The following is a 25,437-nucleotide window of genomic DNA, read 5'->3' on the forward strand; positions in this document are numbered from 1 at the left end:
CGGTCGCCCTTCGTGTTCCACCGGCCGCCTCACCGGATGTCGACCACGTCGGGCCGGTAGTGGTGGTCGGCGTACCAGGCCAGGGTGCCCACCAGCCCGTAGGCGCGCAGCCGCCGGACCGAGCCGTACACGACGACGTCGCGGCGGGAGCCGTACGCGGAGGTGACCTTGCGGACCCGGTTGACCAGGGCGCGGTCCTCGTGGACCTCCTCGATCGCGGTCCGGGGGAAGCCGCCCGCGCGCTCGTAGAGGTCCGCGGTGATGGCCAGGTTGCAGCCGGGCATCATCACGTACGGTCCCCTGTGGAGCGGGTCCCGGTTGCCCGGCCGGAACCGGCCGAACGTCGCGGCCACGTCGATCACGGCCGGGATGAGCCGCCGCTCCCAGAACTTCAGCGGGAACTCGTCGGTCCGGGGCAGCAGCCGCCCGCCGACCATCTCCAGGCCGTCGCCGAAGGCGCGGCGGACGTTCCGCACCCAGTCGGGGCGGGGCAGGCAGTCGGCGTCGGTGCGGGCGACGTGGGTCGCGCCGTGCGCGATGGCGTGCCGCACGCCGGTGTCGGAGGCCGCGCCGGTGCCCTTCCGGGGCTCGTGGATCACCTGGGCGCCGTGCCGCCGGGCGACCTCGGCGGTGCCGTCGGTGCTGGCGTTGTCCACCACGAGCAGCGTGAAGCCGCGGTCGTCCTGCGCGGCCAGCGCGCGGAGCGTCGCCTCGATGCCCGCGGCCTCGTTGTAGGCCGGGACGATCACCCACAGGTCCATCACATCTCCGCCAGCATCACGCCCATGCTGATCCCGCCGCCGAGACCGAGCAGGGCCACCCGGTCACCGGGGCGCCAGGAACCCAGCGCGAGCTGGAGCGGGAGGGTGGCCGAGGCGCAGTTGCCGTGCTCGGGCAGGCTGACCACCAGCTTCTCACCGGGGATGTCCAGCACCCCGGCCAGGAAGCGCAGGTACGGCAGGGCGACCTGGTGCACCGCCACGACGGCGAAGTCGTCCCAGGCCAGGCCGGTCTTCTTGAGCGCGGTGAGGAAGATGTCGGGGCCGACGCGCTCGAAGGCCTCCTTCAGCCGCCGCCCGTCGCCACGGAAGTAGGAGTACTCGGGGTCGCGGGGGTGCGCCGAGCCGCCGCCCGGCAGGGTGCCGATCGCCCACGCCGTGGAGTCGGCGGAGAAGTCCCGGTAGAAGATGCCGCGCTCGGCGTCCGCCTCGACCAGCACGGCCGCGCCGCTGTCGGAGAGCGTGTATCCGGCGAAGGAGTCCACGAACTGGGCCCTGTCCCGGACCTGCCAGCGGATCGCCCGGGAGGGCGTCTCACCGGAGCAGACGAGGACCTTGCGGTGCGCTCCGGACAGGATCAGCGCCTCGGCCACCTGGATGCCGTTGAGCATGCTGTTGCAGGCGTTCTTGACGTCGAAGACCGGGCACGACAGGCCGAGCTTGGCCGCGACGATGTGCGCGGTGGCGGGCTCGACCATGTCCTGCGAGGCGGAGGCGAAGATCAGCAGGTCGGCGTCGGCGTGGGGGGCCGCGCCGGTCCTCCCCGCTCCACCGCCCTCTGGGAGCTCCCCGGTCCCGGGCGCGTCGGCTCCCGGCTCTCCGGTCCCGGGCGTGCCGGAGGCCGTGCCGAGCGCCCGTACGGCCTCCACCGCCAGATCCGAGGCCTGCTGGTCCCGGCGGGCCACGTGCCGTCGGCGGATCCCCGTCATCCGCTCGACGATCCCGGCGTAAGGGGTGTATCCCTCGATCCGGGACTCCACGTCCGCGCTGGTCAGAGTCCGTTCGGGCAGATACGTCGCGACGCCCGTGATACGGGCCCTCATCGCGCCCCCCTTAGATCCGGCATGTCTCCCAATTCCTGCGCAATGTATATGCACAGGTGGGATGTGTCCTAGCCGTCGGCGGAGCGGCGGGGCGGCGGTGAGGAAACTCTCCCCGGCCCGCGGCGGGCCGCGCGCCGTACCGGATGAGTGGTCCCTGCGGCCTCCGCCGCGCCGTACCGGGGAGGAACGGGCCGGCCGGAGCGGGCGGGACGGACCGCAGGTCGCGGCGGGACGGTCAGGCGTCCGCGCAGGAGTCGTGGGTGGCGTCGAAGCCCTTCAGCCGGGCGATGTCACCCGCGGGAAGCTCCTTGAGCCCCCTCCAGTCGTCGCCGATCACCAGGACGAGTCGCCCGCCCTTCGCGGAGGGGGCGAGCCGCGCCGCGGCGCCCGCCGCCAGGTCCCTGGTCAGGGTCAGGACCTTGGCCGCACCCCGGGGGGAGTAGGCGACCGTGGTCTTCGGGCGCGGCTTGCGCGCCGTGTCACCGACTCTGGCGACGTGGTAGCCCCGCTCCTCCAGCTCCGCCGCGACCAGCGTCGCCAGGCCGGAGCGCCAGGTCCCGTTGCGGACCTCCACGGTGACCTGCGAGCGCGGCACCCGGGCCTGCCCGCCCCTGACCCCGGAGCCGGCGAACGGCCGGTCCCGGGCGACGAGGTGGAACAGCTCCGTGCTGTCCGGCTCGACCCACTCCACCTTGCCGGGGTGGGTGAGCGAGTAACGCCACGGCGTCGTGACGAAGTGGATCCGCCCGGCCGCCAGCCCCCGGCCCGCGAGCGCGAGGTCCCTCATGACGGCGGGGGTGAGGCCGGGATCGGTGGTGAGCGACCGGGTGGCCGCGTCGAGGAAGCGGAAGAGCCTGGCCGGGTCGGTCAGCGTCTCACCGCTCATCACCTTCTTCGCCATCGAGGCGATGAACATCTGCTGCCGCCGGATGCGGCCGATGTCGGAGCCGTCGCCCAGGCTGTAGCGGGCGCGGACGTAGCCGAGGGCCTGCTCGCCCTTCAGGACCTGCCGGCCGGCGTCGAGGGTGAGCAGCGCCTTGGTGTCGTTGACCGGCTCGGGCAGGCAGACCTCGACCCCGCCGATCGCGTTGACCATGTCCTTGAAGCCGGTGAAGTCGACCTTCACGAAGTGGTCGATGTGGATGCCGGTGAGCGTCTCGACCGTCTTCCAGGTGCAGGCGATGCCGCCGTAGGTGAACGACTCGTTGATCATCCCCAGGTGGGGGTACTGGCCGGGCAGGCCCCGCCGGGCCCGGCAGGCGGGGAGCTGGACCATCGAGTCGCGCGGGAAGCTGATGACCATCGCGTTGTCGTGCCGCGGCGAGATGTGCGCGAGCATGATCGTGTCGGTCCGCTCGCCCTCGAACCGCCCGTACTTGGCGTTCGCGCCGTCGCGCTGGTCGGACCCGACGATCAGGATGTTCACCGCCTTGGCCGCGATCTTGACCGGCCGCCGGGGACCGAGGTCCTCCCCGCCCACCTCGACGTGCCTGACGTTCCCCGACAACCGGACGTAGGCGCTGACCACCGTCGCGGTCACCCCCACCGTGGTGACCGTCACCCCCGCCACCAGCCACCACACCCACCGGCGGGCGCGCCGGGGTCTCGCCGGACCCGAGGGTTTCGCAGGCGCGTCGATCAATCCACTGCTCACTTGACTCCAGATGTGGACAGGCCAGGGCGAACCCGCTGGCCGGGGAGCCGTGTTCCGGCCGCCGAGTCTACTGATCGCCACCGGGACTTCAGTGGAACCACGCGACCCTGTCTGACGTGGCGAAACGACGGACGCGGCTCCTGTTACGATCCGCCGGTGATTATCCGTGATGGTGATCCCGGCGACGTTCGGGCCGTTCTGGGGATGTTCGACAGCGCGGTGGAGTGGCTGACCGCGCAGGGCCGTACCGGGCAGTGGGGCAGCGAGCCCTTCTCCGCCGACCCGGCCCGGGTGCGGCGGATCGGGCAGTGGGCGGCCGAGGGCGGGATGCGCATCGCCGAGATCGACGGCGAGCCCGCCGGATGCGCCGTCCTCGGCCCCCCGATGCCCTACGTCGACCCCGCCCCCGAGCCGGAGCTCTACGTCCAGGCGCTCGTCATCGACCGGCGCTTCCACGGCCGGGGCGTCGGCGCGGCCCTGCTGGCGCGGGCCCGCGCCGAGGCGGCCGGGCTGGGGGTCTCACTGCTCCGGGTCGACTGCTACGCCGGTGACGACGGCCGTCTGGTGCGCTACTACGAGAGCCAGGGCTTCACCAGGGCCGAGACGTTCAGCGTGGGCGAGTGGCCGGGACAGATCCTGCAACTGCGGCTCTGAGGGGTCGCGGGCGCCCCGTGCGGAGTGCCCGCGCGCCGGTCCCGCGGTCCCGCATCCCCGCGTCGGTCCCGCAGGCCTGCATCCCTGCACCGGTTCCGCGGTCCGCGCCGGTGTCCGGGTGCGGCCTCAGTCGCCCGGACGCATCGGGTAGATGCGGACCCAGTCGACCTCCATCCACGCCTCCCCGTCGCTGCCCTCGCCGGGGAACCAGTCGAGCTGCAGGCACAGGGACATCGGGCTGCGCGTGGAGTGGGACGAGCGGAACCACTCACGCCCGTCGAGATAGCCGACCACCCCGGCCGGGGTGTTCTCCACGGCGTAGGTGTGCCACTTGGTCATGTCCACGTCGGCGTACCCCAGCTCGTGCCCGCCCTTGGGGGTCTCGAGGAAGAAGTCCGCCCGCTGCCGGTTGGGGTCGTTGTAGACCCCCATGAAGTCGATCTCCTCGCGGGTGGCGCTGTACTCGCCGCCGCCCCCGCCGTCCGGCCAGAGCAGGGCCATCGGACGGTAGGCGCCCGCGCCCCGGTACAGGCGGATGCGGGTCTCCCACCGGCCGTACGACTGGGAGTGGCGGGCGCCGAGCCCCGCGGTGGTCCCGTCCGGCAGGCCGTGCAGATAGAGCGAGCCGTTGCCCAGGTAGAGCTCCTGGGACGTGCGGCGGCCCTTGCCCGCGTGCCCCGGGGTGTCGTAGAAGAGCCACCTGGCGGAGTCCAGGTACTGGTCCTCGAACTCGTCGCACCAGGCGGGCGCCCCCCAGCCGTGGACCCGGGCGGCGCTCTTGGCGTCCGGAGCGGAGGGGCAGCCGCGCGCCGCGGCCTGGGCGGGCGCGGCACCGAGGGCGCCCAGAGCCAGCGTCGTCACCATGCTGAGAACGGCTGTCCGGGCGTGGAAACGGAGGATCATTGATGGCTCTCCTGGAATCTGGCACAGAGCACAGGTGGGCTGAAGGCCCAGCAACCAACCTGAGCGGGGGTCGAACGGCCCTTGGCAGACGGATCGGTCGCCGAGGCCACGGGGGGTGCGAAGACCCATCGGGGCGTCGCCGACGCCTGTCCATCATGCTCCGCCGCAGGTGAGCTGTCAGGAGAATCGGTGGTACGGCCGTGCCACGGAGCGAGATTCCAGCAGGTGACAGCGGTGCCGGAGGGCGGGCAGTGGCCCTGGAGGGATGGCAGCGGCAGTGGCCGGATGCCCGACGGCGCCGGGGATCCGGACGCCTCCGGAAGGGCGGGCGCGGATCCGTCGGCCGGAGTGTCGGTGAGAGGCGGGGCGGGCGCGGGTGAGGCCGGTTTTTTCTCGCCGTCCGACCGGCCGCTGCCCGGTTTGGAAACGTTGCCCAGCTCCACGAGGAGGCGTTCGATCTCGGGTCCGGCGGTGGACGGTCGCTTGACGGTCGGTTTGGGAGCGGGGGACGGCGGCTTCTTGGTGATGGCCGGCCGGGGATCGGGGGATGGCGGCTTCTTGGTGGAGGACGGCTGCGGGGTGGAGGGCCGCGGGGTCCCGCCCGGCTCCGCCGTGGGCAGCGCGGGCTTGCCGGTGGCGGTCGGCTGCGGGGCCGGAGGCTGGGCGGTCGGGGGGGATCCGGAGCCGGTGGCCGTGGGCTCCGGAGTGGCTTTCGGCGTGGTCTTCGGTTCCTCCGGAGAGCCCGTCGTACGGCCCGCGCCGCGAGAGCCGGACGCCGCCGGGGACGAGGCGCGGACGGCGGGGCTCCCCGAGGGCGGCGATGCCCGCCTGACCGCGTTCTCCGGTGGGAGCACCCTGGCCCGGGAGATCCGGGGGACGCGGAGCGAGGCCGAGCCGGCGGTCGAGTCGGCATAGGGCGCGACGCCATGGGGCACGGCGTCATGGGGCACGGCGTCATAGGGCACGGCGTCATGGGGCGCGGCGCCGGGCCGGCTCCGGGACTCCGGGGCGGCCGGGGGCGGAACGTCCACCGGGATCGGCCGGGGGTCGTCCCGGGTGCCCGGGACCGGGCCGGGCTCCGCCGCGGCGGTCCAGGGCCGGGCGATGAGCGCGCCGGCCGTCGCGGAGACGCCCGCCAGGAGCAGCCCGGAGACGAGGGTGAGGTTCCGGGAGGGAGTGCGTGAGGGCATGGGGTTCTTCCTCGATCTACTCGGACGGTGGGGCCGCGGTCCGCGGGGCGGGGCCGGTGACGGCTCTCCACCCGGCCGCGGCGAACTCCGGGGTGCCGGGGAGGGCGACCTGGGGCACGACGGTGGGCAGCGGGTCGGGGGTGTTCACCCAGTCCCCGGCTCCTGAGCGGACGCCGGGGTTCCAGACCATGAGCACGCTCATGGCGACGGGGCTGGAGTGCTCCGGCCCGGGGTCCTTCCCTCCACGGGTGGCGGTCACCCTGACCAGGAGGGAGACCTGGACCTGGTCGCGGGCGCGGGCGTGCCACTGCACGGCGATCGTCTCCGTCCGCAGAGCCGCCCCTTCAGGGAGCTCCCCCTCCGCGGGCAGGCCGAGGGTCTCCCGCCAGCCGCGGGTGGTGGCGTCCGCGGCCTCGCGGGCGGCGTCCTGCTGGTCGGGCGGCGCGTACAGGGTCGCGGCCTGCCGCGCCTGCTCGACGTCCAGCGTCCAGGCGGCCTCCAGCGCGGCGGCCGCCGCCGAGGCCGCGCCCAGCTCGGTCCGGGGGAACCCGACCGGATAGCCCGCCTCGCCGTGGTACCCGGCAGGCGAGGCGAGGGCGACGGCGGCCGGGGCGGAGGCGGGCGGCCGGGCGGGAGCGGCCGGCCCCTCCTGGCCGGGCCGCAGGAGCCGCCAGCCCGCGGCCGCCGCCACGATCAGCCCGACGACCGTGAGGACCACGACGAGCCTGCGGCGCGAGGCGCGCCCCGGCGGACCCAGGTCGACGTCGAAGACGGAGTCCTCGGCGACCGGCGGCACTAGTGGCTCCGGTCGGGATGCCGGCTGAACGCCTGGCCGGCGGCGGCGGCCAGGCGCAGGTAGGCGCCCCGGGTGGTGGGCCGCAACCGGGCCAGGTCCACCTCCGCGCCCTCCTTGAGGTGAGGGTCGTAGGGGATGCGGATCACGGCGCGGCAGCGGGTGGCGAAGTGGCGCTCCAGCAGGTCCAGGTCCACGTCGGTCTTCGGCTCCACCGCGTTCAGCACGACGATGGCGTTCTTCGCCAGGTGCGCGTGGCCGTGGGCGTTGAGCCAGTCGAGCGTGGCGGCGGCCGAGTTGGCCCCGTCCACGGCGACGAGGCTGACCAGCACGATCTGGTCGGCCATCTCCAGGGTCGCGCCCATGGCCCCGTGGAGCAGGCCGGTCCCGCAGTCGGTGATGCAGATCGAGTAGTAGCGCTCGATCAGACCGGCCACCGTACGGTAGTCGTCGGCGTCGAAGGCCTCGCTCACGGCGGGATCGGTGTCGGAGGCGAGGATCTCCAGCCGCGCGGGCGACTGCGAGGTGAAGGCGCGGGCGTCGGCGTAGCGCACGATGTGCGGCGCCTCGGCGAGGAAGGTGCGGATGGTCGCGGCGGTCTCCGACTTGACCTTCAGGCCGAGGGTCCCCCGGTCGGGGTTGGCGTCGATCGCGATCACCCGGTCGCCCCGCAGGGAGGCGAGGGTGTTGCCCAGGGCGGCGGTCGTCGTGGTCTTGCCGACCCCGCCCTTGAGGCTCATGACCGCGATCCGGTGGTGACCGCGTGCGACCGGCGTCTGCGCCTGGGCGATCAGCGTGCGCCGCTCGATCTCCGCGGCGGACTCGGCGGGGATGATCCGTTTCCCGGAGAGCAGCCAGACGAGCCGCCGCCAGCCGCCGGAGGGCTCGGGCCGCCGGTTGGTGAGCAGGTGCTCCGCGGTGAGCGGGACCGTCTCCAGCGGGGCATCGGGCGTCTGCGCCGCCTCGCCGGAGGCCCCGGGCAGGTCCGGAGCGGCTCCGGACAGGCTCGGCGTGGTCCCCGGCGAGCCGTCGGACGTTCCGGACGGAGAGCCGGAGGACGGCCCGGCGGGGATGCCGGAGGGGATGCCGGCCGGGATGCCCGCGGGGGTCCCGGTGGGGGTGCCGGCCGGAGTGGAGTGCGTCTGGGGGGACGTCTCTGTCATCGTCGGGGTCCTTTCACAGGCGGCGGTGCGGAGCGGGAGGCGGTCAGCAGGTGCGCCAGCGCACCGTCGTGGAGATCGAGTCGTCGTCGGGGCCGTGGAGGGTCAGCGGAGCGGAGACGGCGGGGGCGGGGCCGCACCAGTGGCGGACCCGCAGGGCGCGCAGGGTGACCACGGCCGTGTCCCCCCGCCCCAGGGTTCCCTCGGACGGGCTCGCGACCAGGCCGGGAGCCGACAGGCGCCAGGTCAGCGGCTCCTGCGAGGCGGTGGCCGAGGTGGAGGCCGCCGGGGCTGAGGTCAAGGTGAGGGTGCCCTGGCCGTACGCGTCCAGCGTCACCTCGGCGGGCAGGAGGACGCGGGAGGCGAGCGTGCTCTCCCCCCCTTCTCCGGGATCCCCGCTCACTCCGGGCTCTCCGGTTCCTCCGGGCTCCCCGGCCGGCGGACCCGCGGGTGCGGTGGGCCCTGGCGCGGCGGCCGGGCCTGGTGCGGTGGGGCCGGGCGCGGCGGTCGTGGCGGCCTGGGGCCTGGCGGAGGGGATGCCGTTCTCGGCCGGGGAACCGATCCCGGTGGCGGGACCGAGGAGGTTCATCCCCGTCAGGGTCCCCGCCGTGCCCGCGGCGACGATGATGACGATCCTCAGCGTCGTGCTCCGGAACCGGGCGCCCGCCCACCGGAGCGCCTCCGGGAGGCGGAGCCCCGCGCCGCCGTCCCGGCGCGCGGGCGGGCGGGCCGTACCGGAGGGGGCCGCGTCGGGGATGGTCTCGGGGACGTCCAGGGCCGGCCCGGTACGGGCCATGACCTGGGAGAGCAGCGCGTCGTAGAGCGGGGTGCCATGTCCCGGGCCCGGCGGGGGCGCGAGTCCGGGCGGGCGCACCGGCGCGGGCAGCGGGACCGGCCCCGTCCGCGGGGCGGGTGGCGGGTACGGCCCCGCACCGGCCGGCCGGGGGGACACCCGGGTGGGTGGTTCCGTGGACCCCGCCGAGGGCCCGGGGGCGGGCGGCCCGGGCGGCCTGCGGGCGGGCGCCGCCCTCACCGGTCCACCGGCCGGTGCCGCGTACGGGGCGGTTCCGCGCCGCGGCACGGGCAGGGCCACGGTGGCCGGCGCCTCCTGCGCGGGCCGTCCGGCGGCCGGGGGCAGGGAGGCCAGGAGCAGGCCCCGCGCCTCGGTGGTCAGAGGCGCGACCGGCGGATGGGAGCTCATCTGCGGGACCGTGTAGCGGATGTTGATCGGCCGTGCGCAGGTCGGGCATCTGACGATGTGCGCCAGCAGGGCCCTGCCCGCCTCACCGCTCCCCCCACCGGCGGGCCCCCGGCCGCCTCCGGCTCCTCCCGCGCCCTCGGCCTCCCGTACTCCGCCGGTCCCGGACGGTCCGCCGGGTTCATGGAGCCCGCCGGGGAACGCGGCCTCGGCCAGCGGGCGGAGCGCCGGACAGGACGAACGCCCGTGGGCGAGGCCGTCCAGCGCGCTCACCAGGGTCTCGACGGTGTCCTGGGTCCTCGTCGCCAGCCGGTCGACCTCCTCGCGGGGAAGGGCCAGCACGTGGGAGAGGTCCTCGGAGGTCAGCTCGTGACGGAACATCAGCCGGAGCGTCTCCGTGCCCAGCGGGTCGGCGAGCGCCCACGCCCGTTCGAGCAGCGCGGGATCGGGCAGGCCCGGCCCCGCGCCCGGTGCGTACCCGTCCCGGTGCCCGGGCCGGGTGAAGCAGTCCCGGCGCAGTACGGCCAGCAGCCAGGCCCGGACGGAGACGCCTCCGGGGACGGTCCGCGTGCCGCAGGCGGTGAAGGCGGCGGCGACCGCCCGCACCGCCCGGTCGGGTCCGAGGTGGTAGGCGGCGTAGTCCAGCAGGTGCGCGCCGTGCTCGTTCACCCACGCCGCCCACTGGCCGGGGCCGAGCACGGTCTTCCCGGTTCCGGTGGGTGAGCTCACGGGTTCGTGTACCCCGCCGGATCCGGTGCGGTCTCGCCGTACCCGCTGTCGCCGTACCCGCTGTCGCCGTACCCGCTGTCGCCGGACAGGCCCTCGTCGCGCGGTCCGCCGTACCCGGACCGGTCGTGCCCCTGCTCGCCGTACCCCTGCCCGCGGTGGTCCGGCAGGCCGGCGCCGGGCCGCGCGGGATCGCTCCCGCCGGGCTGCGTGGAGTCTGCCCCGCCGGGATCGGGCTGGACGAGGTCCGGCCGGTCGGTCCGGTCGGTCCAGGCCGGGGGCTCCTGCTCCGGCTCGACCGGCCGGTCGGTCCCGGACGTCGGCCGCGGTCCGGGCCGCCGGCCGGGCGAGTCCGTCACCACGAGCTCCAGGCTGCTGTCGGACAGGCCGGTGAACTTGGTCCAGTTGCTGACCTCGCCCGGAGCGGGCTCCGCGAAGAGCCAGCGGAGGAAGGCCGGCAGCCGGCACGAGTCGCGGGGAACGGCGTTCTCCGGCAGGGCCCTGCCGCCGGAGGCGGAACGCAGCTCCGCCAGTTCGGCGGTGGAGTAGTCCCGGCACGGCGGGGTGCCCGGCGGGGCGACGTTGAGGTCCCACACGCCGTTGGCGTCGGTGTAGCGCATGTTCCTGTCCAGGCCGAGGGCCTTCTGGGCGCGCCGGAGGAGTTCGGGGTCCCGCAGGACCGGGAGCGAGAAGCCACCGTCCGGGGAGCCCTCGTCGGCGGGGACGGAGACGACCGGCGGCGCCTCCCCGCCGGGGGAGCCGGCCGGGTCCGGGACGGGCGGCGCCTGGGTCTCCAGGGGGGCCGGGGCCCGCGTGTCCTCGGGGGCGGGCGCCTCCGTGTCCTGCGGCCGGGCGTTCTCCGGGGCCTGCGATGTCCCGGTGTCCGGCGGAGTCTGCGGAGACCGGCTCTTGTGCCGCGGCACCGCGGGCCGGAGCCGCTCCGCGGAAGGCGGAAGGGTCTCCTCGCTCCGCGCGGGCGGGACGGAGGTCGCCGCGGCCTGCGGCCGGTCCGCTGAGCGCGTCGGCTCATCCTGGCCGGTGCGGCCGCCTTCCTCCGGAGGTCTCCCGGTCCCCGCGCCCCTGTCCCTCCGCTCTCCGGTGTCCGGGCGGCGGTCCGTGCGCTGCCCGGCCCGTGTGCGGTCGTCCGTCCGCTGCCCGTTCTTCGCCCGGGTGTCCGCACCGTCCGGCCTGGCCGACCTGCGCTCGTCCTCCGGCGGCCTGGCCGTGCCGTCACCGGGAGGTGGGGTGGTTCCGGAGGACGGCTGGGCAGGGCTGGACGCCTGCGGGCCGGAGGTGTGGACCCGCTCCGCGGGAACGGGTTCTGTGATCTTGCTGCCCTCGTCCTGCTTCTCGGCGGCCTTCTGCGTGGGCTTGGGGGCGGTGCTCTTGGACGCGGCGACCTTGGGAGCCGCGCTCTTGGGCGCGGCGGCCGGGGGCGCCGCGGTGGTGCGCTTCTGCTGCACCGGTGGAGCGGCGTTCTGCTGTTTCGGCGCCGCCTGGCGGGAGCCGGAGCCGGAGTTGCTCGACTTCGAGCCGGACGACTTCGGCGGATCGGCGGACTTCTTGGGCGGCGCGGGGTCGCTGCTGGGGTTGCCCGGAACCTGGGCGGAGGCGAGGGCGATGCCGACCTCCGAGAGGGAGGCGCAGCCGCTGCCGGCGTCGGTGAGCGCGCGGCCGTCCGGGGTGAGGGAGAGACAGATCCGCGTGCCCGCGGCGCCCGTGTCCCCCGCACCGGCCGGCGGGGCGTCGCGCTCCTCCGGGGTCAGGGCGGTCCACGTGCCGGTCCCGGGATCCAAGATGTACGTGCCGGTGGTCAGCCGTACCGTCCCGTCCTCTCCGGGTGGGGAGAGCGCGGAGACGGCGACTCCGAGCCCGGTGCCGGCCGCGAAGACCCCGGCCGCGACACCCGCCGTGACCATCGTCGCACGCGAGGGCTTACGTGATGGTTTCGTCATCGATGTTCCTCTTCTTCCGGTGGGAACGTCAGGTGCCGTGGCTCTCCAGAACTTCGGACCACTCGCCGAGCACACGGACCTGTTCGTCGGAACCGGCGGGCGGGACGTAGGCCACGTACATGCGGCCGTACGTCACGCTCGCCGAGTGCGCGAACGCCTTGCTGCCGGTGCGGACCGCGGCCGCACCCTTCAACGTGACCAGCGCCCCCGCCCGCCGGGCGGTGCGCAGGTCGGTGGAGCGGGCGGCGTACCAGATCAGGGCGCCGCCGTCGCTGGTCATGAGTGAGCGCACCGGCCCCTCCTGCCGGTAGGTCAGGGAGAGCCGCCACCCGGCCCGCTCCAACTGGGCGCGCTCCTGCCGCCAGAACAGCGCCGCCTCGCTGGTCCACGGGCCGTCGGCGAAGCGCGCGTCCGGTTCGGTGCTCTCCAGGCTCGCCAGGTGGGCCCGGGCGACCTGGCGCGGGGTGGCGGCCAGTCCCGAGGCGTCCTCCGGCAGGCTCGTGGCGTAACCCTCGGCGTCGGTGGCGAGCTCGGGCAGCTCGGCGGGGACGGGGCGCGTGTCGGCGGTGAACGCCGTGGCCCGCCATCCGGCGGTGGTGGAGGCCAGCACGATGCTGATCCGGGCGACTCCCTCCTGGTGAGAGACCGCCACGAACCAGTCGGTGGAGCCCTGGGAGTCGCGGGGCACCCAGATCTCCGGGCGGGGCCACAGACCCGAGGGCACCTGGGCGTTCTCCATGCGGGCGGTCTCGAAAGCCGCCCGGGACATCTCCAGCGCGAGCCCGTGCTCCAGCTTCCCCATGGCCTTGTCGTCCATCTTCACCTGGGCACGGGAGAGGTCCTGCGCCCAGCGGCCGTGGACGCGGCGGGCGTCCTTGGTGGTGATCCGCGTCGGGAGGGCCTCGACCGGAGGGGCGCCGGAGGGAGTGGCCGAGGGCACGGCGGAGGGGGCAGCGGAAGGGGCAGTGGAAAGGGCAGCGGAGGGAGCGGTGGAGGGCTCGATCGAGGGGCCGGTGGACGCGTCCGGCGGCTCGGTGGAGACCTCCGGTTCCACCGGCGCGGCCGTCTTCTCCGCTGACGGGGAGTCCTGCCCGTCCTTCTCCTCGGCGTTCTCCGCGGTGGCGGTCGCGGCGAGGGACGGCGGCCGGCCGGGTGCGCCACCGTCCGGCGGCGGGACCACCGCCTCCCACGCGCTCTTGTCCGGCGCGGGGGTGGCGCCCGTGAGCACGGTCCGGGACGTGGAGGGACCGGTCAGAACGATCCAGACTCCGGCGGCGCTGAAGGCGGCGGCGGCCGTCGTGAACAGGACGACCTTCCTCCAGCGGAACGTGCTCAGCCGCTCGGGCTCCCAGCCGTCACCGTCGAAATCATGTACGGCAGGGGCATCAATGCGCCAAGAGTGCCAGACCCGCCTGTCCGGGGAATCTGAGGCATGCCGTGACATAGACCACGATATTAGACTGACAATGATCCATGTGGAAGGTAAAGGGGCAGGGTTATTCCTACTTAAAGCTGTCGTCACATAAATGGCATGGATGCCGGGATGTGGACGGTCCGGAATTGGCGATATGGGGCCTTTTCGGGCTCTGTGGGGAGTGTCTACCAGGACGTCTCTAGAGAGCCGCTCCGTAGCCCGACCACTGCCGGCCGTGCCGGAATCGCCTCTCCTGGTCGATGTCGAAATCCCCCGAACATCTCATGATCATTTTTCCGGTCATGACATGAATTCAATTCATGTCTCCGTGCTACGTGTTAGGTCGTCCCTATATCGGATTTATGATCAGGACCGTAACGGCTTCCCGCCACCGGGCGCGGCGCTCGTCGGCCTGCCGCGCCGCACCCGGCTCCCTCTTCCCGGACCCCGGAGCCCGCCCCGCTCGTCCGGGACCGTACGCGCCGAGGGACCGGCATGCCCTACCCGGGTTGGGCGGCCCCGCTTCTGTCCAGCTCGTCCGCCGGCCGGCGCGGGGCGTGGGGCGGCTCGCCGTCCCACCGGGCCAACGTGACGGGGACCGCGTTGAAGACGGCGTTTCCTGAGAGCGGATCCACCACGAACTCGTCGGTCAGGGCGTTCGCGTTGACGCCCGCGTGTTCCGCGGCCACCCGCTGGGCGCCGCCGTCGTGGCCCCAGCCGTGCGGCAGGCTGACCACCCCGGGCATGATCGACTCGGTCGCCTCGATGTCGGCGAGCAGTTCCCCGGCGGCCGAGCGGATCACCGCCCGGTCCCGCAGGCCCAGCCTGGCCACGTCCGCTGGATTGATGTGCAAGGTGCACCGGTTGCTCCCGCCCACCAGGTTGCGCACGTTGTGCAGCCAGCTGTTGTTCGAGCGCAGCTGCCGCCGTCCGATGAGCAGCGTCTGCGGAGGGCGCTCGCCCATACGTGCGCGCAGCCGCGCGACGTCACACGTGAGCTGGCGGGGGGCGAGTTCCACCCGGCCGGATTCGGTGGCCAGCAGCTCGGCCAGGCGCGGCTGGAGCGCCCCCAGGTCGATCCCGTGCGGATTCGCCAGCAGGTCCGAGAGCGAGAGCCCGTAGGGCCCGAGCTTGAGCATGGCGTCCAGCAGCCGTTCCGGGCCCGAGTCCCCCTCCAGTGAGGCACGCAGCTCACCGGGGTCCTTGCCCAGGAGGGGAGCGGCCTGCAGCAGTCCGGCCAGGATCTCCTCGTCCAGCGCCGCCGGGTCGGCGCCGGCTCCCTTCCCGGCCGCGATCAGTGTCAGTTTCGCCATGATCTCCGCTTCGGAGAGCTGGTCCGGCTGCAGCGGTGAGATCGCCGGGGAGAACCGGGAGTAGTTGCGCACGGTGACAGTCAGCAGCAGGAAGTCGTAGTGCGGCATCTGCGTGATCCGCGGCGGCGGCAGGATCACGTCGGCGTGGCGGGTGGTCTCGTTCAGGTAGGGGTCGACGCTGACCATGAACTCCAGCTCCCGCAGCGCCCTGCCCAGCCGCGGGCCGTTCGGAGCGGACAGGGCCAGGTTGCCGCCGACGGTGATCAACGCACGGACCTGCCCCTCGCCCGGGGTCTCGATCTCGTCGGCCAGGGTGGCGACCGGGAGCTCGCCCATCACCTCGGGCAGGCCGCGGACCCTGCTGTGCCAGCGTCCGGTCGTGAACGGGCCGCTGCTGGGCGGGCCGATCGTGGCGGGCAGGGTGAACATCACGCCGCCGGGCCGGTCGAAGTTCCCGGTGAGGACGTTGATCACGTCCACGAGCCACTGCGTGGTGGTGCCGAACTCGGAGGTGCAGGTGCCGACCCGCGTGTAGACGGCGGCGGTGGGAGCGGCGGCAAGCTCGCGGGCGAGCCGCCTGATGGCGTCGGCGGGCACGCCGCACTGCGCGGAGACCGCCTCGGGCGGGAAGTCCGCGCCGAGCTCCCGGAGCTCGTCCAGACCGCCGACCTCGACGTCCGGGGAGACGAGCCCCTCGGACAGGAGCGTGTGGACGATGCCGAACAGCAGGTAGGCGTCCGTACCGGGCCGGATGAACAGGTGTTCGTCGGCCAGGCGGGCGGTCCTGGTGAAACGCGGATCGACGACGACCAGCCTGCCTCCCCTGGCGCGCAGCGCCCTGAGCCGGCCGGGGAAGTCGGGTGCGGCGCACAGCGAACCGTGGGACTCGGCCGGGTTGGCCCCCAGCACCAGGAGGTAATCGGTCCGGTCCAGGTCCGGCACGGCGATGGCGAAAGGGTTGCCGAGCATGAAGCCGCAGGCCACATGCTTGGGCATCTGGTCGATGGTGCTGGCCGAGTAGATGTTCGGAGTGTCGAGGGCCTGGCTCAGCGGGCCCCGGTAGAGCGGTCCGGCCATCGTGTGGAACGTCGGGTTCCCGAAATAGGCGGCCAGGGCCTGGCGGCCGTGGGCGTCGGCGACGCGGGCCAGGCCGCGTTCGACCGCCTGGAACGCCTCCTCCCATGTGACCGTCCGCCACCGCCCGCCCTCGCGGATCATGGGGAGGCGCAGCCGGTCGGGGTCCTCGTCCAGTGCGCCGAGGCTCGCCCCCTTGGGGCAGATGTATCCCTTGGAGAATGGATCGTCCGGATCTCCCTTGACGGAGGTGACGTGTCCGGTCTCGTCGAGCGTGAGCCTCAGTCCGCAGACGGCGTCGCAGATGGGGCAGGTCCGATGTGCAGTCCTCACCGTTGCTCCCAGAATGGTGTCCCGCACCATCCTGACCCGGTGTCCGGCCGGTGTTCACCTTCCGGGTTGCTGCGCCTGAGCCAGCCGCTCCCGGATGCGCTGGGCGGGTTGCGGGTCGATCTGCTCGATCAGCTGCTGGACCCGGGACTCCTCGGCCTCGGCGGCGGCGTGGTCCCCGGTCGTCATGTACGCCTGCCTGAGCAGTACGCGGGCCTGCGCCTCGAGCAGCGGGAGCTCCATCTCGGCGAAGAACCGGGCGGCCTGGTCGAGGAGCGAATGCGCCTGTGCGACGTCACCGCCGGCCAGCGCGAGCTCGCCCAGGACCGTGACCGCCTGCGTCTCCACCAGGTGCTGACGTGTCGTCCTGGCCAGTTCACGGGCCTGCTGCAGCAGATCGCGCGCGACCTCCGGCTCACCCTGCTGGAAGCGGGCGGTCCCCAGTCCCAGCAGGATGAACGCCTCCCCCATCCGGTCGCCGATCTCCCGTACGGCGGACAGCGCCTCCGCGTACGCCTCCTCGCCGGCGGCGAACTCCTGCTTGCTGAAGTGCGTCTCGCCCAACCGGAACATGACCTGGGCGCGCATCCTCCTGTCACCGCTGGAGCGGGTGAACTCCAGCACCTCGGAGAGCAGGTGGTGGGACTCGTCGGGGCGCCCGCAGTCGAGGTAGAGCTTGGTCTTGCTGAAGAGGATGTAGACCGAGTCGGCGCTGACCGAGCCGTCGTCGCCGCCGAAGACCGTCAGCGCACGGTCGAAGCGCTCGGCCGCGTCGTCGAAGCGCCCGCTCAGCCGGTCGAGGATCGCGAGCCTGCTGTCCGCCATGGCCCGGCCGCGGTCGTCCCGCAGATCCGCGAAGATCTCCGCCGCCTCCTCCAGGGCGTGCCGGGCGTCGGAGAAGCGCTGCTCGGTCACGCTCAGCGTGCCGATCTTGAACAGCATCATCGCCTGACCGAGCCGGTCCTGCGCCTGGCGGGCGGCCTCCAGCGCGAGCCTGTGGGTCTCCCGCCAGTCATCGAGATAGGCCCTGGCCTCGAAGAACTTGGTGCTCATCGCGGTGAGGCGCCAGCAGAGCTCGGCGAAGCCCGCCTGCATGGCCTGATGGATGCCCGCTACCAGGACGCGCCGCTCACGCTCGAACCACTCGAGCGGCGAGGCGACCAGCTGGTCGATCAGGTCGTCGGAGAGCGGCGGGCGCCACCCGGTCCGCGGCAGCGGGAGCTCGGTGAAGCCGAACTCGTGCTGCTGGGCCCTCGTCGTGAGAACCAGCTGCGTGTGCAGCATCCGCTCCAGCGCCGCCGCGCGTTCGGCGGGGGGTTCCTCGGCCGCCAGGCGCTCTTTGGCGAACACGCGGACGAGATCGTGGAAGCGGTAGTTGGTCCGTACCCCCAGCCCCGAGTCGGCGGCCTCGATGAAGTGGGTGTCGGCCAGCTCGTCCAGCAGGTCCTGGACGACGGGGACCGGTTGGTCGAGCGCGGCGGCGGCGGCCCAGGTCGGGAGGATGTGGGAGTTCAGCGTGGCCAGCAGCCGGAAGAGCCGCCGGGCGGGCTCCCCGAGCCCGTCGTAGATGAGCGAGAGATTCGCCCGGATTCCCATCGTCCCGTGCTTGAGCTCGTCGAGCCTGCGGGCCTCGTCCTCCAGGCGGCTGACCAGTTGCCTGATGTCCCAGTGCGGGCGTGCCGCCAGCCGGGAGCCGGCGATGCGGAGCGCCAGGGGGAGCCCTTCGCACAGCTCGGCGAGACTGGCGGAGGACGTGGGGTCGGCCTGCACCCGGTCCTCGCCCGCGATCTGGGAGATGAGCTGTACCGACCGCGCCGAGTCGAGCGCGTCCAGGCCCAGGTGGAAGGCGCCGGGCAGCCCTCCGAGCCTCGTCCTGCTGGTGATGATGACGGCCGCCTGCCGGCTGCCGGGAAGCAGCGGCAGCACCTGGTGTTCGCCGCTGACGTCGTCGAGCACGACCAGCACCCGGCGCTCGGCCAGCAGCGTGCGGTACATCTCGGCGCGTTCTTCCAGCGTGTCGGGGATGTCATGGCCCGGGACGCCGAGCACGCGCAGGAAGCGCTCGAGGACCTTGGCCGGGCCGGCCGGGTTGGGCGTGCCCCCGTGCAGACCGGCGAAGAGCTGGCCGTCGGGGAAGAGCTCGGCCACCTCGTGCGCGCAGTGCACGGCGAGGGTCGTCTTCCCGATGCCCGCCCTGCCGACGATCGCGACGACGGGGACGGCGAAGCGGGCCGTGCCGGCGGGCGGGGCGGTGAGCTTCTCGCGGATCAGCGCGACCTGCTCGTCCCGGCCGGTGAAGTCGGCGATGGCCGCCGGGACCATCGCGGGAGGCTTGGCGGTGTCCGGCGGGCGTCTGGGCGCGGCCTGGACCGGCCGCTCGAGGTCCTCGGCGGAGGTGAGGATCAGGTACTCGAGTTGCTGGAGACGTTCGTGGGGTTCGATCCCCAGCTCGTCGACCATCATCTGGCGGGCGTCCCGGTAGACCTGCAGCGCTTCCACCTGCCGCCCGCAGCGGTACAGCGCGAGCATGAGCTGCCCCAGCAGGCGCTCCCGCAGGGGGTACGCCTTGACGAGGCGGCTGAGCTCGCCGATCAGCTCGTGGTGTCTGCCGAGCTCGAGCTCCAGGTCGACGCATTCCTCGTTGACGGCGATGCGGTGCTCGTTCAGCTCGTTGGCCGTCAGCTGCACGAGCCTGCTTCTCATCCCGTCGAGGGCGGGCCCGCGCCACAGGGCCAGGGCCTCCCTGTAGTGCCTGATGGCCTCGTCGAGGTCGTGACCGGCACGGGCGCGGCGGGCCCGGGAGAGGTGGCTCTCGAAGACGCGCGCGTCTATCCGCTGCTCGTCCACCTGGAGCACGTATCCGTGCGTGCGGGTGAGGATGGCGTCCGGATGACCGTACGCGGCGAAGAGCTTGCGGAGATTGGAGATGCAGATCTGCACCTGGACGCGGGCCGTGACCGGGGGATCGTCGTAGACGGCCTCTATGAGCTGGTCGATGGAGACGACGCGGCCCACGTTGAGCAGCAGGGTCGCCAGGACGATCTGCTGCCGCGTGCCGCCCGGATCGATGCGGTGACCGTCGGCGATGACCTCAAGTGCACCCAGCAGGCGGAACTGCACGCATGTCTCCTTGACGGCCAGGCGCCCGCATGACGGGCAGGCCGCGCTATCTGTTGTCCCCGCACACAGACTTGTATTTCGCCCGGCAAGTGTACACAAGTCGTATCAAGAGTGCCAAGGTAAGACGGCGCGTAATTGCAACCCGTCGGCGGGCGCCTGGTCGATGAGTTAGTGAGACGCTGATCGGTGCGGCGGTCTCCAAATAATTCCTCTAGGTTGATGCTCCATATTCATGCAAACCTATCACCCGCTTACTCCCATTGATTTCCGGGAGGGCTCGGACGTCACTGCCACGGGTTGTTGTAGGTCGGCGTGGGAGTGGGCGTCGGCGTCGGCGTCGGCACTGCCTGGGAAGAGACGGACGCATCGGACGCCAGGCCGACTCCCGCAGCCGCGAAGCAGAATGCGGCCGCGGCGGCTAGAACTGCAGAAAACCGCTTGATGTCCATCTTCATGGCTGCTTCCTTCCTTCGCTTCGGTGGGTGCGTTCGAAAGTATTCCATGGTCGGACATCGTTCGATTATCGATGCACTACCGGTGTGATATCCCGCAGGATGGATCGGGTCGGCGGCGGCGATCTCGGGTCTCGGCGGGCACCGGACTGCTTGAATCTCGGAACGCGATCAGAGGACATTCTCAATCCGGTGGCGCCGGTCGGTGCGGAGGCGGGGAACGGAGCGGGAACTGCCGGGCGGGCCCTCGGCGGGACGGTGGCCGGCAAGATCCGACATCCCGGCCGGAGGCCTCGTTGCTGTCTTATCCCGCCATGGTCGCGCTGTCCACTGACTTCGCGGCGCCCGGCCCTGCCGGGCGCCGCGCGGGGCGGGTCTCCCGGCGTGCGCGGCACCGCGGCCGGCGCGGGGTCCGGCTCGCCGCTCTCCTGCTGCCCCGGCGCCGCCGGCGTGCCGCGTACGGGGCGGTTAGGCCCTCCACCTGGCCGGGGATGCGGGAGGACTTTCCGTCGACGCGCGACGCCCCCGGCCGGAGCGACCGGCCGGGGGCGGTGTCGATGTGCCGGGGGACGCGGCGGCCCGCGGCCGGGGGCGTCCGGGAGGGGGCGCGCCGGCGTCGCCGGCTTTCCCGGGCGGGTCCGTGAACGGACGCGGCGGTTCGGGGAGGGCGGCGCGGGCGCGCCCCCGTGCCGGCCGTCCGGCGGGGAGGCCCCGGGAGGCGCGGCCTCCGCGCTCCCGCCCGGTCCCCGCAGCCGGATCGGCCGTCCTAGTCGATGGAACTGAAATACGTCGAATACGAGTACGGGGAGAGCGTGACCTGGACGCGATAGGTGTCGGACGGGCGCTGTATGCGGACCACGACCGCGACCTCGGGATAGACGGCGTAGTGACCCAGCCCGGCGAAATAGCTGTCGGTTTCGAGCACGATCCGGTAGAGGCCGGAGTCGAAATCGATGGCCTGCCATGTGAGGACGCCGCCGTCCCGATCCGTCTCCCCCCGGACCTCGGCGCCCCGGCGGTCGGCCTCTATACGTTCCACGCGAGCCCGCACACCCGCTGCGGGCCGACCGTACATGCCGTCAAGCGCCTGCATCGCGATGCCCATAAACAACCTATCTCGATGAACTCGGGTCGATTCCCTGCTTCCTTGCCGGACGTGGCCGCATGTGGCGCTCCGCCGAATCCACGTCATCTTATGGCAGGCCATTATCGGGACGGCATCATCGCGATATCGGAACGTCTGTGAGGTGCTCTCCGGCCTCTGCCCGCCCGGTCCCGCCGCCGGCCGGAGGCGGGCACCTGTGCGCCGCGCCATCGGCCGGGTGCCGTCTCCGCTCCGGTGGGCGCCCGGCCGGAGGGTTTCGGATTCGTCCGGCGGCCTGATTCCGGAGCGGTGCGCATCCCGCCACCCATGGTTTCCACCCGCTCCTGGATGAAACATCACCGATGACCGGATAGTGATTCGGACCGTGCTCCGCAGCCGGTCACGGCCGGATCGTGGTCCAGGAACGGAGCCGGGCGCCGCCCGGCGAAAATCTGACGATAACAAGCCGAAGTGATGGAGGTTTAGAGTTCCGGGCAGTCTTCACGGCCGGCCGCGGAGCGGACGGCGAGGAGGACGAGCTGACCGAAGAGGGAGCGGGGCAGACTGATGGGCCTGATCGAAAGAGAAGAAGAGCGCATCGTCCTCGGTGATCTCCTCCGTGACTCGCTCAGCGGCCGCGGCCGGGTCGCGCTGGTCACGGGGACCGTGGCGACGGGAAAGAGCGTCCTGCTCGGTTCCTTCGCGGAGGAGGCGGCGGTCCTCGGGGCGCTGCCCATCACCGCCATGGGCTCCCGGCTGGAACGCGATCTGCCGCTGGGAGTGCTGGGCCAACTCGTCCGCGACGCGCCCCTGACGCCCGAGGAGCGGACCCGGGCGCTGGCGCTCCTGGACGAGGGCGTGCGGTCCATCGTGACGGCCGAATGGCGGAGCGACTCCTCGCCCCAGATCGACGCCCAGCTCGTGCACGCCCTCTGCACCGTCCTGCTGGAACTGTCGGAGAGGCATCCGCTGGCGATCGTCGTCGACGACGTCCACCACGCCGACCGGGCCTCCCTGCTCTGCCTCGCCTATCTGGCCCGGCGGGTGAGGTTCGCCCGCACGGTGGTGGTCCTCGCCGAGTCGGACCAGGGCCGTTACACCGACACCTATTTCCACACCGAGGTCCGCCAGCCGCACTGGCGCAGGATCCACCTCGCGCCGCTCTCCCCCGCCGGGGTGCGGAGCCTGGCCGCCGAACGCGTCGGGGACGGGACCGCGGCCGCGTACGCCGATGCCTGGCACGCCTTCAGCGGCGGCAATCCGCTTCTGGTGCACGCCCTGATCAGCGACCACGTCGCGGCGTCGTCCGCGGGCCGCGAACAGGACCCGGCGGACATCGCCGTGGGGGAGGAGTACGGACGCGCCGTGCTGTCGTGCCTGGGAGACTGCGACCCGCAGACCCTCCGCGTGGTACGGGCGCTGGCGGTCCTGGACGAGCCCGCGTCGCTGGCCCGGATGCTCGACATGAGCTCGGAGCAGGTCCGGCAGGAGCTGCAGGTCCTCAACACGGCCAGCCTCCTGCGGGACGGGCGCTTCCGGCACGAGGTGGCCCGCGTCGCGGTACTGGACGAGATGGACGACGAGGAGCGCGGCGAGCTCCACCGGTGGGCCGCGGAGGTCTCCTACAGCACCGGGGCCCCGCCCGGGACCGTGGCCGAGCACCTGCTCGGAGCCGACCGGATCGATTTCCCCTGGGCGGTCTCCTGCCTGGAGGACGCGGCGATGGCGGCGCTCCGCTCCGGAGCGGTGGAATCCGCCGTCAGGTATCTGCGCAAGGCGTGGCGCGAGTGCGAGGACGAGAACCAGCGCACCAAGATCACGACGATGCTGGTCCGGGCGGAATGGCGTATCAACCCCGGCGCGTCCACGACGCACTTCGCCGAGCTCACCGACGCGATGAGCCGCGGAAGCCTGCGCGGGAGCGACGCCGTCGTGCTGGCCCAGGCGCTGCTCTGGCACGGCCGTACGGAGAGCGCGCGGCAGGTCCTGGAACAGCTGGGCCGCTCCGCCGACCCGGCGGCGCTTCCCGAGCTCATCGCCCTGCAACTGTGGCTGCGGGTCACCTGCCCGCCCTTCATGGAGCACATCAGGCCCACGGCGGAGCAGCAGGCGCTCGGGGCGGTCACCTCGGTGGCGGCCAGCAGACGCCTGGAGTCCTCACTCGCTCTGGCGGAGGTCCTCACCATCCCGACCGAGCAGCGGTCCGTCCGCGGCATCGAGCGGATCCTGGAGAGCACCCGGATGAACGACGTGTCGATGGACACGGTGGAGAACGCCCTCCTGGCGCTCACCTATGCCGGGCGGGCCGACAGCGCCGTGCCCTGGTGCGAGAGGTTCGGCTCCGAGGCCGCATCGCGGAACGCCCCGAGCAGGCAGGCCCGGCTCAACGCCATCCGGGCCCAGATATCGATCCGCCAGGGGGACATGGTCGGTGTCGAGAGACATGCCCGCGAGGCGCTGAAGATCATTCCCCTGAGCGGCTGGGGCATAGCGGTCGGCGGACCGGTGAGCGCGCTGATCCTCGCGCTGACGGCGAGGGGCATGCTGGCCGAGGCGCACGACTGGCTGGACGAGCCGGTTCCCGACGCGATGTTCGACAGCCGTTACGGCCTGCACTATCTGCAGGCCAGGGGCCGCTATCACCTGGCGACGGGCTATCCCGGGATGGCGCTGCGCGACTTCCAGCTGTGCGGGGAGCTGATGGTGAAGTGGGACGTCGACGCGCCGGAGCTCATCCCGTGGCGGGTCGACGCCGCCGAGGCGTGCCTCGGCCTGGGCCAGATCGAGGAGGCCAGGGAGCTGGCCCAGGTCCAGCTGGGCCGCTGCAGCACGCTGGCGCTGCGGGCGCGGGGGCTCGCCACACGCGTGCTCGCGAGGACCAGTGAGCCGCAGGAACGCATCAAGCTCCTGAGGCAGGCCGTGGACCTGCTGCAGGGCGCCGGTGACCGCTACGAGCTGGCCCGGACGATGTGCGATCTCGCCGTCGGCTACCAGCTCGTCGGAGAGTACCGGCGTTCGGGGATCATGACCGGCAGGGCGATCTCCGTGGCCCGGGAGTGCGGGGCGACCCCCCTCGTCGAGGCCCTCTCGGACAGGGGCCGGCACTCCGGGGCCGTCGTCTCCGCGGGCGACCGTTCCAGGACGCTGAGCGCCGCCGAGCGCAGGGTCGCGACCCTGGCCGCGATGGGCTACACCAACGCCGAGATCGCGGCCAAGCTCTGCATCGCCGTGAGCACGGTGGAGCAGCATCTGACCAGGACCTATCGGAAGCTGGAGATCGGCAGGAGAGAGGAGCTCCCCACCGATCTGGAGATCAAGGTCTGATCCTCGCATACACGAAGATGCACCGGGGCGTCGGCGGATCGATCATCGAGGTGTGTCGCAGCGACAGGTGAATGTTGTACGCGGCAATCCCACCACCGAGGAGATCGAGGCGCTGGAGACGGCGATCGCGGTTCTCCTCGCACGCGGGGCGGGCGGTCCGGCGACGCCGCGTGCCGGACGGCCGCGTCTGCTCCGCAGACCGCCGGTGGCCTCCCAGGCCGGCTGGCGGACCAGCACCTGGTCGGGATAGCCGCGGACCCATCGTACGGAGGAGAACGGCATGGCCACCGCACCACCCACGACCGATGCGCCTCCCGCGACCGGCGTGCCGGTCCACACGGGCGTGTTCCCCCGCCGGCGCGGCCTGCTCGTCCTGGCCGGCAGCCTGGTGGGCTTCCTGCTGACCGTGGTCTGGTCGGCGGAGTTCGTCGACCAGGTCATCGGTGACAGCGTGGCCAACTCGCTGCTCGGCCACGACGCCAAGGCGACGCCCATCACAGGCGTGACGGCCGGCGTCGTGTACGCCTTCGTCACCGGGCTGGCCGGATCCTTCACGGCATGCAACATCGCGGTCTTCGGTGCGGTCACCCCCATGATGGGCGGGACCGGGGGCCGCTGGGGCCGTCTCGGCCACGCTCTGAAGCCGCTGGGCTGGCTCTCGGCGGGCATGGTCGCCGTCTCCGCCGTCTACGGGGCGATCGTCGGCGTGGCCGGGACGGGGATGGCGCAGTTCTCCACCGCCCAGAACGTGCCCGGCGAACTGTCGGCGCGCAGCATCCAGTCGATGGTCGTCTTCGGCCTGATCGGACTGGTCATGTTCTACCTGGGACTGGCGGCGCTCGGCGTGGTGCCCGATCCGCTCGCCCGGCTGACCCGTCGTTTCCCCAACGCACCGCAGGTGGTAATGGGGGCACTGATCGGCGGTTTCCTGATCGGGCGCCCCTTCCCGCTGTTCAGGCAGCTCTTCCGCGACGCGGCCGAGAGCGGCAACCCCCTGTACGGCGCGGCCGCCTTCGTGCTGCAGTCCGTCGGGAACATCGTCGTCATGGCGGTGCTCTTCCTGCTGCTGACGTCCGTCGCCGGCAGCAGGGTGCACCGGTGGCTCATGGGCAAGCCGGGCCGGCTCGCGGCGGTCACGGGCGTCTCGCTGATCATCGCCGGGGTCTTCACCTTCCTCTACTGGGACGTGAGGCTGCTCGCCAGGCGGGAGATCATCCCCTGGTACCCGGTCGCTCCGTGGTCGTGACACACGCACATCACGGGATACGGCC

At 72.8% G+C, this 25,437-nt stretch carries 18 protein-coding genes; 5 read left to right on the top strand and 13 right to left on the bottom strand.

Annotated elements, in window-relative coordinates:
- Positions 1–29: 29 nt before the first annotated feature.
- The 3 genes from ACFOWE_RS02510 to ACFOWE_RS02520 all read right to left on the bottom strand — a co-directional run bounded on the left by ACFOWE_RS02510 (position 30) and on the right by ACFOWE_RS02520 (position 3,476).
- Positions 30–761 carry a glycosyltransferase gene (locus tag ACFOWE_RS02510; RefSeq protein WP_377285099.1) on the bottom strand — a complete coding sequence of 244 codons (732 nt, stop codon included), beginning with the start codon at positions 759–761 and terminating at the stop codon, positions 30–32.
- The gene (locus ACFOWE_RS02515) at positions 761–1,822 is read right to left on the bottom strand and encodes a 3-oxoacyl-ACP synthase III family protein (RefSeq protein WP_377285100.1); all 1,062 of its coding nucleotides are present in this window, start codon (positions 1,820–1,822) and stop codon (positions 761–763) included. Before ACFOWE_RS02515 ends, ACFOWE_RS02510 begins: the two co-directional genes overlap by 1 nt.
- A gap of 235 nt (positions 1,823–2,057) precedes the next feature.
- Complete coding sequence (locus ACFOWE_RS02520) at positions 2,058–3,476, bottom strand: LCP family protein (protein WP_377285101.1); 1,419 nt, start codon at positions 3,474–3,476, stop codon at positions 2,058–2,060.
- Positions 3,477–3,632: 156 nt separating this feature from the next.
- Between ACFOWE_RS02520 and ACFOWE_RS02525 the strand changes: the two genes are divergently transcribed.
- Positions 3,633–4,130 (top strand): GNAT family N-acetyltransferase, encoded by a 498-nt coding sequence (locus ACFOWE_RS02525; protein WP_377285102.1) that lies wholly within the window; start codon positions 3,633–3,635, stop codon positions 4,128–4,130.
- 126 nt (positions 4,131–4,256) lie between these two features.
- On the opposite strand, the gene ACFOWE_RS02530 is transcribed toward ACFOWE_RS02525, so the two are convergent.
- Positions 4,257–5,033 (bottom strand): glycoside hydrolase family 16 protein, encoded by a 777-nt coding sequence (locus ACFOWE_RS02530; protein ID WP_377285103.1) that lies wholly within the window; start codon positions 5,031–5,033, stop codon positions 4,257–4,259.
- Between the two features lie 483 nt (positions 5,034–5,516).
- Between ACFOWE_RS02530 and ACFOWE_RS02535 the strand changes: the two genes are divergently transcribed.
- Positions 5,517–5,948, top strand: coding sequence for a hypothetical protein (locus ACFOWE_RS02535; RefSeq protein WP_377285104.1), 432 nt, complete (start codon positions 5,517–5,519; stop codon positions 5,946–5,948).
- A gap of 291 nt (positions 5,949–6,239) precedes the next feature.
- Here the strand turns inward: ACFOWE_RS02535 and ACFOWE_RS02540 are convergent, their stop codons facing one another.
- The 9 genes from ACFOWE_RS02540 to ACFOWE_RS02580 all read right to left on the bottom strand — a co-directional run bounded on the left by ACFOWE_RS02540 (position 6,240) and on the right by ACFOWE_RS02580 (position 20,863).
- Positions 6,240–7,019: a hypothetical protein gene (locus ACFOWE_RS02540; RefSeq protein ID WP_377285105.1), complete on the bottom strand. Its 780-nt coding sequence runs from the start codon at positions 7,017–7,019 to the stop codon at positions 6,240–6,242.
- On the bottom strand, positions 7,019–8,179 hold the full coding sequence (locus ACFOWE_RS02545) for a MinD/ParA family ATP-binding protein (protein ID WP_377285106.1): 1,161 nt from the start codon (positions 8,177–8,179) through the stop codon (positions 7,019–7,021). Before ACFOWE_RS02545 ends, ACFOWE_RS02540 begins: the two co-directional genes overlap by 1 nt.
- A gap of 43 nt (positions 8,180–8,222) precedes the next feature.
- Positions 8,223–10,103, bottom strand: a complete 1,881-nt coding sequence (locus tag ACFOWE_RS02550; RefSeq protein ID WP_377285107.1) for a hypothetical protein — start codon at positions 10,101–10,103, stop codon at positions 8,223–8,225.
- Positions 10,100–12,055, bottom strand: coding sequence for a hypothetical protein (locus ACFOWE_RS02555; protein WP_377285108.1), 1,956 nt, complete (start codon positions 12,053–12,055; stop codon positions 10,100–10,102). Before ACFOWE_RS02555 ends, ACFOWE_RS02550 begins: the two co-directional genes overlap by 4 nt.
- A 28-nt stretch (positions 12,056–12,083) precedes the next feature.
- Positions 12,084–13,499 carry a hypothetical protein gene (locus ACFOWE_RS02560; protein WP_377285109.1) on the bottom strand — a complete coding sequence of 472 codons (1,416 nt, stop codon included), beginning with the start codon at positions 13,497–13,499 and terminating at the stop codon, positions 12,084–12,086.
- 470 nt (positions 13,500–13,969) lie between these two features.
- The gene (locus ACFOWE_RS02565) at positions 13,970–16,189 is read right to left on the bottom strand and encodes a molybdopterin-dependent oxidoreductase (protein ID WP_377285110.1); all 2,220 of its coding nucleotides are present in this window, start codon (positions 16,187–16,189) and stop codon (positions 13,970–13,972) included.
- 54 nt (positions 16,190–16,243) lie between these two features.
- Positions 16,244–19,306, bottom strand: a complete 3,063-nt coding sequence (locus tag ACFOWE_RS02570) for an AfsR/SARP family transcriptional regulator (protein ID WP_377285111.1) — start codon at positions 19,304–19,306, stop codon at positions 16,244–16,246.
- Positions 19,307–19,590: 284 nt separating this feature from the next.
- Positions 19,591–19,761 (bottom strand): hypothetical protein, encoded by a 171-nt coding sequence (locus ACFOWE_RS02575; RefSeq protein WP_377285112.1) that lies wholly within the window; start codon positions 19,759–19,761, stop codon positions 19,591–19,593.
- Between the two features lie 763 nt (positions 19,762–20,524).
- On the bottom strand, positions 20,525–20,863 hold the full coding sequence (locus tag ACFOWE_RS02580; RefSeq protein ID WP_377285113.1) for a hydroxyisourate hydrolase: 339 nt from the start codon (positions 20,861–20,863) through the stop codon (positions 20,525–20,527).
- 546 nt (positions 20,864–21,409) lie between these two features.
- On the opposite strand from ACFOWE_RS02580, the gene ACFOWE_RS02585 reads away from it, so the two are divergent.
- The 3 genes from ACFOWE_RS02585 to ACFOWE_RS02595 are packed head-to-tail and all read left to right on the top strand — an operon-like array spanning position 21,410 to position 25,412.
- The gene (locus ACFOWE_RS02585) at positions 21,410–24,166 is read left to right on the top strand and encodes an ATP-binding protein (protein ID WP_377285114.1); all 2,757 of its coding nucleotides are present in this window, start codon (positions 21,410–21,412) and stop codon (positions 24,164–24,166) included.
- Positions 24,167–24,218: 52 nt separating this feature from the next.
- Complete coding sequence (locus tag ACFOWE_RS02590) at positions 24,219–24,416, top strand: acyl-CoA carboxylase subunit epsilon (protein WP_377285115.1); 198 nt, start codon at positions 24,219–24,221, stop codon at positions 24,414–24,416.
- Positions 24,417–24,446: 30 nt separating this feature from the next.
- Positions 24,447–25,412, top strand: coding sequence for a hypothetical protein (locus ACFOWE_RS02595; RefSeq protein WP_377285116.1), 966 nt, complete (start codon positions 24,447–24,449; stop codon positions 25,410–25,412).
- Positions 25,413–25,437 lie beyond the last annotated feature (25 nt).

The sequence above is a fragment of the Planomonospora corallina genome, from assembly GCF_042650625.1.
GTDB classification, from domain to species: Bacteria; Actinomycetota; Actinomycetes; order Streptosporangiales; family Streptosporangiaceae; genus Planomonospora_B; species Planomonospora_B corallina.

Coding starts and splice junctions, on each gene's coding strand:
- ACFOWE_RS02510 (WP_377285099.1), bottom strand. CDS start 761: ATGGACCTGTGGGTGATCGTCCCGGCCTACAACGAGGCCGCGGGCATC.
- ACFOWE_RS02515 (WP_377285100.1), bottom strand. CDS start 1,822: ATGAGGGCCCGTATCACGGGCGTCGCGACGTATCTGCCCGAACGGACT.
- ACFOWE_RS02530 (WP_377285103.1), bottom strand. CDS start 5,033: ATGATCCTCCGTTTCCACGCCCGGACAGCCGTTCTCAGCATGGTGACG.
- ACFOWE_RS02545 (WP_377285106.1), bottom strand. CDS start 8,179: ATGACAGAGACGTCCCCCCAGACGCACTCCACTCCGGCCGGCACCCCC.
- ACFOWE_RS02555 (WP_377285108.1), bottom strand. CDS start 12,055: ATGACGAAACCATCACGTAAGCCCTCGCGTGCGACGATGGTCACGGCG.
- ACFOWE_RS02560 (WP_377285109.1), bottom strand. CDS start 13,499: ATGTCACGGCATGCCTCAGATTCCCCGGACAGGCGGGTCTGGCACTCT.
- ACFOWE_RS02575 (WP_377285112.1), bottom strand. CDS start 19,761: ATGAAGATGGACATCAAGCGGTTTTCTGCAGTTCTAGCCGCCGCGGCC.
- ACFOWE_RS02580 (WP_377285113.1), bottom strand. CDS start 20,863: ATGGGCATCGCGATGCAGGCGCTTGACGGCATGTACGGTCGGCCCGCA.
- ACFOWE_RS02585 (WP_377285114.1), top strand. CDS start 21,410: ATGGGCCTGATCGAAAGAGAAGAAGAGCGCATCGTCCTCGGTGATCTC.
- ACFOWE_RS02595 (WP_377285116.1), top strand. CDS start 24,447: ATGGCCACCGCACCACCCACGACCGATGCGCCTCCCGCGACCGGCGTG.